Annotated in this window: 12 protein-coding genes and 1 tRNA gene; 4 read left to right on the top strand and 9 right to left on the bottom strand. The window is 60.1% G+C overall.

The annotated features are described in order from the left end of the window. Nucleotides 1-24: 24 nt before the first annotated feature. Complete coding sequence (locus SynPROS71_RS02605; protein WP_186584099.1) at nucleotides 25-399, bottom strand: CAAD domain-containing protein; 375 nt, start codon at nucleotides 397-399, stop codon at nucleotides 25-27. 20 nt (nucleotides 400-419) lie between these two features. Between SynPROS71_RS02605 and SynPROS71_RS02610 the strand changes: the two genes are divergently transcribed. Both SynPROS71_RS02610 and moeB read left to right on the top strand, forming a co-directional pair. After that, nucleotides 420-1,031: a M67 family metallopeptidase gene (locus SynPROS71_RS02610; RefSeq protein ID WP_255442305.1), complete on the top strand. Its 612-nt coding sequence runs from the start codon at nucleotides 420-422 to the stop codon at nucleotides 1,029-1,031. After that, nucleotides 1,006-2,169 carry a molybdopterin-synthase adenylyltransferase MoeB gene (gene moeB, locus SynPROS71_RS02615; protein WP_186596440.1) on the top strand — a complete coding sequence of 388 codons (1,164 nt, stop codon included), beginning with the start codon at nucleotides 1,006-1,008 and terminating at the stop codon, nucleotides 2,167-2,169. The genes SynPROS71_RS02610 and moeB overlap by 26 nt, the downstream gene beginning before the upstream one ends. Before the next feature lie 3 nt (nucleotides 2,170-2,172). Here moeB and SynPROS71_RS02620 read toward each other — a convergent pair whose 3' ends face one another. Next, complete coding sequence (locus SynPROS71_RS02620; RefSeq protein WP_186596441.1) at nucleotides 2,173-3,369, bottom strand: cob(I)yrinic acid a,c-diamide adenosyltransferase; 1,197 nt, start codon at nucleotides 3,367-3,369, stop codon at nucleotides 2,173-2,175. 60 nt (nucleotides 3,370-3,429) lie between these two features. On the opposite strand from SynPROS71_RS02620, the gene larE reads away from it, so the two are divergent. Then, entirely contained in the window at nucleotides 3,430-4,281 is an 852-nt protein-coding gene (gene larE / locus SynPROS71_RS02625) for an ATP-dependent sacrificial sulfur transferase LarE (RefSeq protein ID WP_186596442.1), read from the top strand. Nucleotides 4,282-4,317: 36 nt separating this feature from the next. On the opposite strand, the gene speD is transcribed toward larE, so the two are convergent. Then, entirely contained in the window at nucleotides 4,318-4,800 is a 483-nt protein-coding gene (speD, locus tag SynPROS71_RS02630; RefSeq protein ID WP_186596443.1) for an adenosylmethionine decarboxylase, read from the bottom strand. A gap of 29 nt (nucleotides 4,801-4,829) precedes the next feature. Continuing rightward, nucleotides 4,830-5,948 (bottom strand): DNA replication/repair protein RecF, encoded by a 1,119-nt coding sequence (recF, locus tag SynPROS71_RS02635; protein WP_186597827.1) that lies wholly within the window; start codon nucleotides 5,946-5,948, stop codon nucleotides 4,830-4,832. Between the two features lie 62 nt (nucleotides 5,949-6,010). Between recF and SynPROS71_RS02640 the strand changes: the two genes are divergently transcribed. Then, nucleotides 6,011-6,084, top strand: a tRNA-Arg gene (locus SynPROS71_RS02640). 480 nt (nucleotides 6,085-6,564) lie between these two features. Here SynPROS71_RS02640 and ppc read toward each other — a convergent pair. From ppc to SynPROS71_RS02665, 5 genes are all read right to left on the bottom strand, one after another. Further along, on the bottom strand, nucleotides 6,565-9,540 hold the full coding sequence (gene ppc, locus SynPROS71_RS02645) for a phosphoenolpyruvate carboxylase (protein WP_370586845.1): 2,976 nt from the start codon (nucleotides 9,538-9,540) through the stop codon (nucleotides 6,565-6,567). 32 nt (nucleotides 9,541-9,572) lie between these two features. After that, nucleotides 9,573-10,721: a glutamate--cysteine ligase gene (gene gshA / locus SynPROS71_RS02650; RefSeq protein WP_186596447.1), complete on the bottom strand. Its 1,149-nt coding sequence runs from the start codon at nucleotides 10,719-10,721 to the stop codon at nucleotides 9,573-9,575. Continuing rightward, on the bottom strand, nucleotides 10,718-12,250 hold the full coding sequence (locus SynPROS71_RS02655) for an anthranilate synthase component I family protein (protein ID WP_186596449.1): 1,533 nt from the start codon (nucleotides 12,248-12,250) through the stop codon (nucleotides 10,718-10,720). The genes gshA and SynPROS71_RS02655 overlap by 4 nt, the downstream gene beginning before the upstream one ends. Nucleotides 12,251-12,329: 79 nt before the next feature. Further along, entirely contained in the window at nucleotides 12,330-12,761 is a 432-nt protein-coding gene (locus SynPROS71_RS02660) for a photosystem I reaction center subunit II PsaD (RefSeq protein WP_011932371.1), read from the bottom strand. A gap of 94 nt (nucleotides 12,762-12,855) precedes the next feature. After that, nucleotides 12,856-14,211 carry a HAMP domain-containing histidine kinase gene (locus tag SynPROS71_RS02665; RefSeq protein WP_186597828.1) on the bottom strand — a complete coding sequence of 452 codons (1,356 nt, stop codon included), beginning with the start codon at nucleotides 14,209-14,211 and terminating at the stop codon, nucleotides 12,856-12,858. Nucleotides 14,212-14,235 lie beyond the last annotated feature (24 nt).

The following is a 14,235-nucleotide window of genomic DNA, read 5'->3' on the forward strand; positions in this document are numbered from 1 at the left end:
ACTTTTGATCCCCCTCCGTCAGCATCAACCGAGATATTCCTTGCGGAGTGTCTGGATGCGAGTGACGAGGGCTGAGCGCTTCTCACTGGTGGTGAGATTTTTCCAACTCCACTGGCCGACCACAACCACACCAAGCAGCTCCAGCAGGCCTGGAACAACGGGAAGCAGATTGATGGTGTCGAGAATGCCCTTGATCAGGATCTGGGCAACGATCACCGCGGCGAAAATTCCTACAACCTTGCCGATGCGACCGGCCTGGCCCCAATCGACTTTGTCGAGGGTTTCATTCACTTTTCCGAGAATGTCTTTGTACCGCTCAGCAAAATCGACGCTCTCACCAGCTGGGGCAGCATTCGTGACGTCGGTGTCATTCACCTGGGTGGTGCTTTCGTCGCTCATGACGCCTTGGCATGGATCTAATGCCCGCTGACCTTATCGACAAGCTTCCGCAAATGCCATGGCGACTGCGCTTCGATCGGGATTGCCTGATCGTTTTGCGGAAATCGCTTCATGCCGTGACGCCGGAGGAGGGATGTGCCCTGCTGCTGGGGAACTCCGGTCCTGAGGTGAGAGTGCGCGTGGTTTGGCCCTGCTGCAATGTCTGGCGTCCGGGCCTTCAGGGTCTCGAGGAGCACCCGGGCCGCGGCGGTGGCGGTCCTCCTTCACGCCAGACGCGGTTCGCTCTGGATCCACGCGAGCAGATCGCGGCGCAACGCTGGGGGCGCCAGCGAGGGCTCCATGTTGTCGGGAGTGCCCATTCCCATCCCGGTGGTGCGCCACGCCCCAGCGAGAACGACAGGCGTTGGGTGGCTGCCGATGGGGTGGTGGTGATCGATGCTGGTTCTGGTGGGCTGGCGGGATGGTGGATGGAGCGATCCACCCCAAGACATGGTTTCGATCTCGCAAGTCCTGCCAAGGTCTATTCCCTACCCCTCGTGGATCTTGATGGTGCATCGTTGAATAGCACTGGCCTGAGTGCAACCAATAGTCATTGCCGCACCACCGATGACGGATCAGCACCAGGTGTCTGAACTCAGCTCACAAGAACGGGGGCGCTACGCCCGCCACCTCACGCTGCCGGAACTTGGGCTCGCCGGTCAGAGGCGTCTGAAAGCTGCCTCTGTGCTCTGTATTGGCGCTGGAGGCCTCGGTTCCCCGCTTCTCCTCTATTTGGCTGCTGCCGGGATCGGGCGACTCGGCATTGTTGACGATGACCGCGTCGATCTCAGCAATCTTCAGCGGCAGGTGATCCATGGCCAGGCTTCTGTCGGGGAGGCCAAAACCTCTTCAGCCCGGAAAAGGATTTTGGATCTCAATGAGCACTGTGTGGTGGAAGAGCATCTCTGCAGGCTGACGGCGGATAACGCTCTTCAGTTGATTGAGGGCTACGACCTTGTGGTGGATGGTTCGGATAATTTCCCGACTCGATATCTGATCAGCGATGCCTGCGTCCTGCTCGGTAGACCGTTCATCTATGGATCCGTCCAGCGTTTTGAAGGCCAGGTCACGGTGTTCAACCAGGGGCCACACTCTCCGGACTACCGGGACCTCGTGCCTCAGCCGCCACCACGGGACCTTGTGCCGTCTTGCGCCGATGGGGGTGTGATGGGTGTGATGCCCGGATTGATCGGTCTCCTTCAGGCGACCGAAGTGATCAAGGTGATCACCGGTCTCGGTGACACCCTCGACGGGCGTTTGCTTCTGGTTGACAGCCTCAGCATGCGTTTCAGAGAGCTGCGCCTCGAGCGCCGGCCCAATCGGCCCCCGATTGAAAAACTGGTGAACTACGAGCAGTTCTGCAATTCTGGAGTTCCTGTCGAGGACGAGGAGTCCCAGGGAATGAACAGCATCTCAGTGCGTGAGCTCAAGGCGTTGCTCGATGAGAGAACCGATCTTGTGCTCCTGGATGTTCGGCAGCAGGCTGAGGCTGATGTGGCGGTGATTCAAGGCTCCCAGCTGATTCCTCTGGCCTCCATCGAATCGGGTGACGCGATCGAGCGGATCCGTTCGCTCGCGAATGATCGAACTGTTTATGTGCATTGCAAGCTGGGTGGTCGATCAGCCAAGGCCGTCGATCTGTTGACGCGCTTCGGTATTCAGGCGGTGAATGTGACAGGAGGAATCGACGCTTGGAGCCAGGAGGTGGATGCCTCGGTGCCCCGTTATTGAGCTTTAGTAGTCGACTCCGCGTTTGAGATCCACGCCTTGCTCTGCGTAATGCTTGTGGCAGACCATCTCGGAGTGAACACTGGCGAGGTCGAAATACGCCGGTGGATGTTTGCAACGGCCGGTGATGATCACCTCTGTTTCTGCAGGCTTGCGAAGCAAGGCCTGAACGATCGGCTCGACCGGTAGAAGCTCGAGATCAACGGTGGGATTGAGTTCATCGAGAATCACCGTTTTGTAAAGCCCGCTGGCGATCGCTGCACGGGCGATTTCCCAGGCCCTCTCCGCTTCCACGTAATCGATCGGTTGCTGCTGACCGCGCCAGACGATGGCGTCGCGGCCTGAACGCAGGTGATCCACCAGATGGGGATAGCTCTCGCGCAATGCTGCGATGGCTGCGTCTTCGGTGTAGCCGCTGCCCCCCTTGAGCCATTGAAGAATGAGCACCCGGTGGCTCTTGTCCTGGCTGATGCCGCGACCGATGGCCTGCAGGGCTTTACCGAGGGCACTGGTGGATTTGCCCTTCCCTTCACCGGTGTAGATCTCAATCGCTCCCGGTGTGGTGAAGGGCACCACCGGCTGGTTGTCGTCTGAGGGCCGACGATGGGCACGCATCTCAGAATGCAGGTCGGCGATCTGGATCAGTGGTCTGGGAGCACCACGGCCGGTCACGATGATTTCCATCCCCTCCGGGCGGGATGAGAGGGCTTGCACCACATCGTCGATCTCGAGCAGGCCGAGATCGAGAACGGGATTGAGTTCGTCGAGCACCACGACGGAATACAGGGCGCTGGCAATGGCGCCACGGGCAATGTCCCAGCCCCGTTGCGCCTCCTGCTGATCAAAACGGGTGGCTTCTTCGGCATTGAAGTAGTCGGCGCGACCCGTGCGCACCTGGTCGATCAGATGGGGAAAACCCTGTTGCAGCGCTTCGATGGCTGCGTCTTCGTCGTATGCCCGTCCTGGTCCTTTGAGAAATCGCAGGAGCAGAACGCGGGTGCGGCGCTGCTCGCAGATGCCCAGGCCGATCGTGCGCAGCACGACGCCAAGTGCCGCCTGGCTCTTGCCCTTGCCGTCGCCGTCATAAACGTGCAACTGACCAAGGCTGCGCTCCCTGCTGTCCGCTGCTGTGACGATGCCAATGCCCCGGTTGCTGCGCCGGCGCGCACCGTCAGAGGTCTCGGATGAGCGTGTTGCGTCCATCGACGTTCAGGAGATGGCGCTGCGTACGATCGGAGCATACTGAGATTCCTGTGTTCTTCAGTGGCCGAAACGCGCTTCCGTCCACTGGAGTCACTGCCTCGGGGCGACGAGGATCGCCTTGAAGCTCTGCGCGGCCTGTTGCGATCAGCAGGAAGCGTTTGTGTGGCCTACTCAGGCGGAGTGGACAGCACCCTTGTGGCGGCTATTGCTTGTGAACAGTTGGGTGAGCATGCCTTCGCTGTGACCGGTGTGTCTCCATCGCTTGCGCCCCATCTATTGGACGAGGCGCGGCTCCAAGCCCGGTGGCTTGCGATCCGTCACCTTGAGGTGGAAACCAGCGAATTGGATGATCCGAACTACAGCTCGAATCCAATCGATCGCTGCTTCGCCTGCAAGCGGGAACTGCATCACCACCTCAAAGACATCGCCAGTGCCGCTGAAGGGGCGCTGGTTGTTGACGGGGTGAATCTCGATGACCTCGGAGACCATCGGCCCGGCATTGAGGCGGCCCGTCAGGCCGGTGTGCGATCGCCACTGGCCGAGCTGCAGATCGACAAAGCCACCATCAGGAGACTCTCCAAAGCCCTCGGTTTTCCCTGGTGGGATAAACCGGCTCAACCCTGTCTCGCGTCGCGATTCCCTTACGGGGAGGTGATTACGCACCAAAGACTGAAGCTGGTTGGAGCGGCGGAAGCCTTGTTGATAGCCAGGGGATTTCCGCGCGTCCGCGTCCGCTGTCAGGGGCTTGCGGCTCGCATTGAAGTGCCTTCCACCAGCCTCGGAGACTTTCTCAATGAGCCGATGCGCAGTGAACTTGTTCAGGAGTTCTTCGCCCTGGGGTTCACCTCGGTCAGCGTTGATCTTGAGGGGCTGGTGAGTGGAAAACTCAATCGCATGTCGACCATGCGCTGAGGATCCAGGCACCAGCATTCGGTCATTGGGCAGGCCTCAACGGGGTGACCAACCTGGTGTGCGCTCTGTCTCCGCCACAGCTGCCGGGGTTTCTCGTAGGAAGCTGCGCAGCGCATGGTTCATGGCCTTGAGCTCATCGCAGAGGTGTTGGCAAGCCTTCTCAGGCATGGTGTGATCGCCGCACGTGAACACATCCACAGCGGCATACCCGGTTTCTGGCCAGGTGTGGATGGAGATGTGAGATTCCGCCAGAAGAGCCAGTCCAGTGACGCCCTGTGGTTCGAATCGATGGGTGATGAGATTGAGAAGAGTGGCACCAGCACGCTTCGCAGCGGTCGTGATGGTGGTTCTCAGAAAAGCTTCGTCGTCGAGCTTGGTTTTGTCGCAATCGTAAAGCTCGAGAATGCAGTGCTTGCCTACCATGTCGGTGGCACATGCAGTCGGGGCACTGGAAGGTGTTCGAGTTTGAGCGTCGTCCCATCCCGGGTTGGGATGTAGGCATGACAGGGTCTGCTCCATCAGGATGCAAAAGAAAACAGTCATCCACTTTAGCTGTTTCTCAAGCCGTTTCTCAAATGATCAGCATTGAGAATCTGTGAGCGTTGTCGCCATTCGCCCTCAAAGGCGTCGAGATGGGTGGCACTCACAAGACACTGATGGCTGTCACCCACCGCTTCCAGCAAGGCCAGTTGGCGCTGCGGATCCAATTCCGCCAGCACATCGTCCAGCAGCAGGAGCGGCGGATGGCCGCAGAGCTCTCCCACCAGTTCCAGTTCCGCCAGTTTCAGCGCAAGAACAAGGGTGCGCTGTTGACCTGAGGACCCGAAGCGCCGGGCGACGGTGCCATTCAGCAGCATGTCGATCTCGTCCCGATGGGGGCCGACCCGGCAGCTGCCGAGCCGTTCTTCCTCACCGCGTTGGCGGTGCAGCTGCTGTTCGATGGCCAGTCGCCACGGCTCTTCGGCCTCCTCCCCTTCCAACACGCTCCCTGGGCTGTAGCGGAGCTCCAATTGTTCATGGCCCTGGCTTAAGCGTGACTGCCAGGCCGCTGCCAGGGGTTCGAGCCGCGACAGAGCCCGGAGTCGGCGCCGGTGAATTCGCGTGCAGACCAGAGCCATCTGAATGTCGAAGCTGTCCAGGAGCGCTTGGTGTTCGACGCTCGTTCCTCCACCCCCTCGTCTCCAGAACTGGCTGCGCTGGCGCAGGAGGCGGTTGTACCGTCCGATCAGCTCGGCATAGATCGGCTCCAGTTGCAACACGACCCGATCGAGCCAGTGGCGTCGTAAAGCCGGTTCTCCCCGCACAAGATGAAGATCCAGGGCGCTGAAGCCCACACAGCGCAGGGGACCAATCAGATCCATCTGACGCTGGAGCACTTTTCCGTTTCGCCTTGCCTGGCGTCCACCGCGGCGGCGGAGCTCCAGCTCAACTTCGGTGTCGTCCACGCAGGAGGCCTTCAACAGAGCCCTTGGAGCGTCCCAGTGGATCAGATCCGCATCCTGACTGCTGCGGTGAGAGCGCAAACTCCCCAGCAGTTCTACTGACTCCAGCAGGTTGGATTTGCCGATGCCGTTGCTGCCGATCACTAGCAAACGTGGCGCTTCGATCTCCAGCTGCAGGTGGCAGTGGTTGCGGAACGCCTGCAGTTCAAGCCGGAGAAGCCGAATCAGTCCGGGTGCGACGTGTCGCTAAGGTAACCAAATCGTGGTTGTTCTCCCAACTGCCGCGTGGGCATGTAGCTCAGTTGGATAGAGCATCAGATTCCGGTTCTGAGGGTCGGGGGTTCGAGTCCCTCCATGCTCGTGTTTCGTCAGGCTCCACCAGGGCTCGGAGCCTCAATCCCATGGTTCGTATTCCTCCTGGATCGAGGATGTATCCATGGGTTTTCAGAGCAGCTAGCGCCTGAGGAGGTGCCGAAATCGAGATGCTGCAGCCTGGAAGATCTCTGCGCAGAACCGCGAGGGAGCGGTGAACAAGTACGTCAAGCAGATGGACTTGATCCGGCCCCGGCCGCGCTGCGAGGTTCCAGAGGTTGGCATTCAAAGCCTGATCGGTCGTGGCGCGCACAAACCCAGCAAGCGTGTGATCGTTGTCCAGGATGGTCATGACCCAGAGACTGCGACTTAGGGCGAGTGACCAGCGCTCCTCTGGATGGATCTGGTCACCACAGGCCTCAAGCAGAGCGTTGATACTGGCTCCATCCGGGATCGAATCAATTGTCAAGGAATATCCCTGCTTGAGGGATGGCGCAGCGGGCTGTTTTCGGAAGGGAAGCAAGGCGATTCACCCGGTGTTGCGCATGCCTGCTGCGATGCCATTGATCGTGAGAAGAGCACCACGAAGCAGTTCGCTGCGGCTGTAAGTGCGACCGTCGCCGTCGCTGGGAGATTCGCTCATTGGTGGTTGGCGATTCTGGTCCCGTAATCGGCGCAGCAGGGCGACTTGAAGAAACCCCAACGGCACGATGGTGCGGTTGCGCAAATCCACGGAGAGCTGAAGGGCTGGATCTGCATCCAGCAGCCGCTCTTGCCCTGTGATCTCTAGAACAAGGCGGCGGGTGAGGCTGTATTCCTCGGCAATGGTCGTGTAAATGCCGTCGAACGCGTCGCGGTGATCGGCACTCCCCAGGCTGGTCACGTAGTGACGGGCCAGATCCAGATCCACCTTGGAAAGGGTCATCTCCACCTTGGAGATGAGCATCCTGAAGAAAGGCCAGCGTTGGTGGAGAGTCCGCAGCAATGACATCTGGTCGGGGTCGTTCTCAAGCTCTTCGTGCAGGGCTGTGCCCACACCAAACCAGCTGGGAAGCAGAAAGCGGCTTTGGGTCCAGCCAAAAACCCAAGGAATTGCCCGCAGGCTGGAGAGATCGCGCGTTCCGGTTTTGCGCCGGGCGGGCCGGCTGGAGATCTGAAGCTTGCTGATCTCCTCGATCGGAGTCACCTGCTCGAAGAAGGCAACCAGATCTGGGTTGTCGTGCACCAGAGCGCGGTAATGGCGCCGGGAGCAGCGGGCCAGGCGAGCCATCAAATCGTTCCAGCTGGGGGTGGCATCCAGTTGGTTCGTGACCAGGCTGTTCTGCACGACCGCGGTGGTCACGGTTTCGAGGTTGTAAAGAGCCAACTCAGGGAGGCTGTACTTCGAGGCAAGGACTTCCCCTTGCTCCGTGATCTTGATACGTCCCTGGAGCGTGCCACTGGGCTGAGCGAGAATCGCCTGGTAAGCAGGTCCTCCCCCTCTGCCGACTGAACCACCGCGGCCGTGGAACAGCCTCAGGGCTAGGCCGTTCCTTGCCGCTAGGTCTTGGAGGGCAATCTGTGCTTTATGGATCTCCCAATTGCTGGAGAGGAAGCCCGAATCCTTGTTGCTGTCGGAATACCCGAGCATCAGCTCTTGGAGAGGTTGGCCTTGGCTGCCAACCCTGGGAAGCAGGTTGCGATAGAGAGGGGTCTGGAACAGCTGGTCCATCACCTCTGGAGCTCTCTGCAAATCCTCCACGGTTTCGAAGAGAGGAACGACCAGAAGGTCGGCATGGCCTGCAGAAGGTTCCACAAGCCCCGCCTCCTTCGCCAGGAGAAGCACTTCGAGCAGATCCGAAACGCTATGACTCATTGAGATCACATAGGTCCGGCAGATTCGACTGCCAAATTCATCCTGGAGCCGATGCAGCGTCCGGAAGACATCAACCGTTTCTTCCGTCGTGGGTGACCAGCTCACGGAGGGTGGGATCAGGGGGCGGCGGGTTTGCAGTTCCTGAAGCAGCCAGTTCACGCGTTCTTGTTCATTCAGATCCCCGTAGGCCTGGTCGGGGTTGAGATAGCGGCTTACTTCATCCAAGGCATCGCTGTGGCGGGTGCTCTCTTGGCGGATGTCCAAGCCGGCAAGGCAAAAACCGAAAATATGCACCTGGGTGAGCAGGGTGTCGAGGGGCTCGCAGGTGAGGTCCGTACTGACCAAGCTCGTGCGAATCAGCTCAAGGTCACTGCGGAACTCAGCCACGGAGCCGTAGTGAAGCGATTCACTTTGAGGTGCCTGGGGGTTGGAGCTCACCAGTCCATCCGCTGGGGCACGCCAGCCGGCATCCGCCAGCTGCTGATTGCGGATCTGCGTGAGGCGCAGCCGCTCAAGCACAAAACTCAGCTTCAGTCGGTAAGGCTCCAAGCGATAGCGGGTGGCACGCTCTTCGTAGACCTCAGGAAACCGCAACCGATCCATTTCCAGAGATTCAAGAAGTGGGGCACTGACCTGGCTCCACTGCATCGAGATGCTCAGCTGGTCTCGAAGCCCCTGAACCGCGCTCACGTAGCGCTCCAGCATCAGCTGGCGCTGGTAGCAGGCCGTTCGCCAGGTGATGTCAGTTGTGACTGAAGGATTGCCATCGCGATCGGATCCAACCCAGGAACCGAAGGTGCAGAAGGATGACGGCGGCAGTTGAACATCCGGATAGCTACAGGCCAGTGCCGAGGAGAGTCGCCGGCGCAGCTGGGGCATGGCATCGAATAGCACCTGCTGGAAGTAGTGCAGGGCGTAATCAACCTCATCGAGAACCGAGGGTTTGAACTGATGCAGCTCATCAGTGCGCCACCACAGCCTGATTTCCTCTTCCAGTTGAAGGCGGATCGTTCCAGCTTCAAAGGCGTTGGATTCAGTTTTGGTTTCAAGCTGCTGCAGCAGGCTCGCGACCCGCCGCTGTTTGTGGCGGACCGTGTGACGGACGATCTCGGTGGGGTGGGCGGTAAAGACCAGGCGAATATCGAGCTCCTGCAGCAGGGTCTCCAGCTGGGCAGGGGGAACATTCAATCGGCGCAGTCGTTCAAACAGTTCGCGAAAGGTTGCCGGTTCCGTCTGTGTCGCCAGGGGCGGTGCGAACGGGTTGATCTGTTCCGCCATGTCCTGGGAGCGGACGATGCTCTCCAGATACCCGTCCTCCTCGATGCGTTGCTCGAGGATGTTCACCAATTGGAAATAGAGCGAAAAAGCCCGAGCAGCAGCGATGGCTTCCGACAGGTCCATGTCCCTGATCAGCGACACCAAAGCGTCACTGCTGATGGCGTTTCCGTCAGGAAGGACCGGGTCACTGAGTTGTTTCATGCGGAGCAAGCGCTCCGCTTGCTCGGCTGGACACTCGCTGCGCAGAACGGTCTGCCAGAGGTCCTCGACCAGGGCCAGTCGTTGCTGCAAGAGCTGTCCACCGACAGGCGCCTCGCTGACCGCAGCCCTGGGCTGTTCGCTCTCAGGAGTGACTGCGGAGGAGGACGACATTGAAGACCCGCCGGGATCGGAAACCGTCATGATCATCCCAAAGCGTGATGGCCTGGTGCGGAAACACGTGGGGATTCCTCCGCTTCCATCGCCTTAATGCTGTTGCTGAGCACGGTTTGGACCGTGCCACCATCCCGAATGCCGGCCAGCCAGCGCATCGCCTGATTTCCCTGATCGAGGATGGTGGCTAGGGGTTGAAGCTGTTCGCTCAGGTCGAGTTCCGCTGCCAGAGGCTCCACGGATTCCATCACCATCAGCAACCAGTCTCTGCACTGCAGAGGACGGCCGTCTTCCCAGTGATGGAGGGTGGCCTCCAGGCTTGTCTGCGCTGCTGCTCGGTCATTGTTCAGGCTGAGCTGCTCGAGCTCGTCCAGGCTCAACGCGCTCCGGGTCATGGGGTCGTGAGCGGAGGGGTCACGCAGGATCTGCTGAACTCTGAGTTCGAGCAGGCTGGTGATCGCCAGCAGATGGGCTGGATCGGTGATCAGATCACAGATGCGCAGCTCCAGCCGATTGAGTTGATGAGGACGCTCAGGACCGTTGGGGCGCACGGATGTCCAGAGATGGCGAACGTTATGCATGGTCCCCGCTGCGATTTGCTCCTCTGTCCAGCGAATGAAGTGCTGATGATCCACGAACAATGGGACGCGAGCGGGCGTGAGGGGGAACTGCAGCCAGCGCTGGGAATGGGCTCCGGTGACCTCGCCATTGAGAAATGGGGAACTGGCACTGAGGGCGAGCATCAAGGCCGCCTCACAACGAACCAGGCGTAAGGCCTGGAACAGTTCCTCTGGATTCTCGATGCCGAGGTTGATATGGATGCTGGCTGTGACGACATCCGTGCCGTAGGTGGCTTCAATCAGATCGTGGTAAGGATTTGATGGATCGGACCGTTCAAACCGTGTTGCATCGCCCAGGCTGAGAGTGCTGCCGGGCAGCAAGGTCAAGTCCCGCGACTGAAGCCACGTCCGCAGGCTGCGTCGTGGCGCGAGCAGAGCCTCCGTCAGCGGTCCGTAGTTCGATTCCGGAGCTGTGACGTATTCGAGGTTGCGGTGATCCGGCTCCGTGACAAAGCCTTCGAGCTCTTGTTTGGCGATCGCTGCAATTCCGACGTTGCGACCATCGCGACGACCGGTAAACAGTTCGACCTCAAAGCCTTTGAGTAAGCGATTGTTGGTCATGACCCAGCGCCCTCAAGGCAGGCCAGTGCGGTCAGCATGCCTCGGGCTTTGTTCAGGGTTTCCTGGTATTCAGCCTCAGGTTTGGAGTCAGCGACGATGCCGGCCCCGGCCTGAACCTGCAAGGTCCAACCGCCGTCATGGTTAGGCCTGACGACCATCGTGCGGATGGTGATGGCGGTGTTCAAAGCGCCCGCCAGATCCACAGACCCATACACACCGGAGTAAGGGCCGCGAGGGTCGGGTTCAAGCTCGTTGATCAGTTGCATCGCCCTGATCTTGGGAGCTCCGCTCACTGTGCCAGCAGGGAAGGACGCCATCAGCAGATCCCAGATGTCCTGCCCCGGAGCCAGTCGACCCTCCACCTCACTGACGATGTGCATGACATGGGAGTAGCGCTCGATCACCATCAGCTCGCGGACTGTCACGGACCCGGGAACGCAGACGCGGCCGAGGTCGTTGCGGCCGAGATCGACAAGCATCACGTGTTCAGCACGTTCTTTGGGATCGGCGAGCAGTTCCGCTTCCAGGCTCCGATCCTCAAGCTCATTGCGTCCCCGAGGCCTCGTTCCTGCAATCGGCCGCAGCACAGCGCGGATACCCCCTTGATCAGGTTCGGCTTTGACCATCACCTCAGGACTGGATCCGATCAGCTGCCAGTCCCCGAAATCGAAGAACGCCATATATGGCGATGGATTCACCATGCGAAGGCTCCGGTAGAGATCGAGGGGGGGGTGGCGGATCTCCGTTCTGAGTCTCTGGCTGATCACCAGCTGAAAGGCATCTCCGGCGGCGATGTGCTCCCTAGCCCTGAGCACCGCCTGCTGGAAGTCATCCTGGGTTCGATTACTGGATGTCGAGGGCGTGTCCCCTTGGCTGGGGGTCCAGTTGAGCGGGCGTACAGGGGGAAGCGGCTCTGCCATCGTTTGCTTCAGGGCCTGAATGCGCTGGATTGCATCGGTCCACGCCGCCTCTGGGTCTTTGAAAGCGTTGTGCTCTCCGGAGAGGTCGGCATAAGCCACGGCCGTGATCAGGCGTTTCACCTGATCGAAAATGAGGATGCTGTCCATCAGCATCCACAGTCCTTCCGGTGGCCCCTCCCCATCATGCGAATGGACCGGCACCGAGGGCTCGATCCAGCGGATCAGTTCATAGCCCCACATGCCGTAGAGCTGGCCGAGCGGAGGCAGTCCGGACAGGGTCGCCGGCTTGTAAGGCGCAAGGCAGTCGCGCAGGTTGTCGAAGGGATTGCCTGAAAACGTCTCTCGGCGCCCATCCCTCCAGATCCGTTGCTGCTGGTTGTTTCTGGCAGAGAGTGTCCAGAGGGGATTGCAAGCCACCACACTCCAGCGCCCCAGTGTTTCGCCGCCCTCGACGGATTCGAGCAACACTCCAGGGGGATGCCCCTCGCCCACTTTTAACCAGGTGGTGAGGGGTGTTTCCAGATCTGCCGGCCAGCTGCTGGCCACAGGAATCAACGTGGAGCCTGATGCAACGGCTTCCAGAAATGCGGTGCGGTCGGGTGTGAGCATGAACAGAGATGTCGAACCGACCGCGAGCCATCATGCCGGTCGGAACGACCGGCTGGGATGGGACAAGCTTTTCAGCTGATCAAGCGTCGAAGGTGTTGCGGCCGCTGAACTTAATGTTCGCTGGATTGGTGTTCTGGCCAATGCGCCGCGGGTTGTGTCCCACCATGGCCCGACCTTCGTTGACCTTTTCAGGGAACACACCATCGCTGGGATGGAGATACTCAGTGTCACCACCGGGGAATATCCGGTAGATCTTGTAGTCCTCGATCCGGGGCTTGAACTTGGTACGCAGCTGGGTGCCGAGCGCCAGGCACTGCTCCTTGCGGGCGAAATACATGATGTTTTCACCAGCGTTCATCATGGCGGCGCCTCCGGTGGGAAGTTCGAAGGCCTGAGCGCTGTTGCTCGTCCAGGTGATCGCGTACTTCTCTTCTGTCTCAGCGGAGTTAAGAAGACCTCCGGTGCTGCCGATGAACTGGGGAAGCTGTCCGTTCAACGCCGTTGCTGTCATGGCTGTCCTCGCGAAATCGGCATGCCTTTACGGCTGGAAAGTAGCACCGTGATTCCGCTCTGATCGCCCTACAGGCCTGGAAACTTCACACCCGTCAACATTGTTCAGCAATTGGGAAGAACACCGTGAGTCCCCGGTCCCGGCGTTGGGTCACTCGCCCCCCGAGGCTTTCCAGCAACCGTCGGGTCGCAGTTTGGCTGAGCTGCAGACTGCCGGTGTCGGTGTTCCAGCTGAGAACGGGGCCCAAGCGTTCCTGCGGCATCGGATCGATCGTCTGGGCCGCGATCTGTTCTGGAGTGCGGGAAATCAGTTGGAGTTTGAGGCGTGCTCCTGCGGGTTCCAGGGTCAGAAGCAGCTTGCTTCCTGGAGGAAGACTGCGGCTGCAGCGATCCACCAGGCCCCCAAGCATTGGCTCCAGTCGGCTGGGATCGCTCAACACTGGGGGCATGCCGTCGGCGACGGTCATCGCAAAGCCCACCCCTCTGCGTTTGAGTTGCTGCGTCCAGATCGGAGACAGCAGTCGCAACATCGCTCCCAGATCGGTTCGGGCCAGCGGCGACGGACCTTCGGGTTGCCTTTGCAGTTCCGCCGCCTGAAAGATCAGCCCGAAGCGATCGATTTGCTCGCTGCATTCGGTGTCAATCTGCTGAAGACGCTCCATCGCTTTTTCAGGTAGGTCGCGGCGGCGCAAGAGCGAGCGGATCAGCGTGCGGATTGTCGCCAGGGGTGTTCTCACCTCATGGGCGATCGCTTCCAACAGAGAGAGTTCGGCATCGATTTCGCCTGAGGCGTGCGATGGAGGAGCGTCCTGGGGTGACTCGTTGGCGGTTCGAAGCGTCACGGTGGGAGCCATCGACGCAAGCCGCTGGGCGAGCTCTGGCCAAAAATGAAGCGCCAGATCTCCGCTGCTCTGAAGCGGGCCGAGGTCGCTCAGAGCCTGATGAAGACCCTCGGCCTGTGCCGGATCATCCTCTTTAAGCCTTTGCTCCACCAGCCTGAGGACCCCAGTCAGAAGGCTGGGCTCGCTGCGCATCAAAAGCCTGCGTTGTCCTTCATGGCCCTGCAGGGCCAGCGCGACTTGCAGGTTGTTGGTGATCACAAGCAGGAAAGGATCTTGGCTGTCCTCGGCACGCAGGGTCATGCGCTGGAATCGGTGGCTGAGGAGGGGCTCCTCTGCAGCACCCGTCGGTGCGCTGATCAGATCAGAGGGAAGCAGTGTGCTGCCCTGAAGGTCGTTGAGAAGCGTCAGGGCTTCAGGTGCCCACACCCAGCCCCGGTATCGCTGCAGTAACTCGGGTGCGTAAAGGGCCGGCAGGGGGGCTGCGATCCACACCCCTTCCAAGCTGGAATTATCGCCAAGCAACCGCTGCTGCAGAACCTCGAGCGCTCCCCACCAGAGACGCCGAGCATGGGCATCATCCGCCTTGCCTTCAGGCACTCCCTCGGCCATCAAGCGGTGGATTGAATGCAGTGG

The sequence above is a fragment of the Synechococcus sp. PROS-7-1 genome (assembly GCF_014279795.1).
In the GTDB taxonomy this organism is placed as follows: domain Bacteria; phylum Cyanobacteriota; class Cyanobacteriia; order PCC-6307; family Cyanobiaceae; genus Synechococcus_C.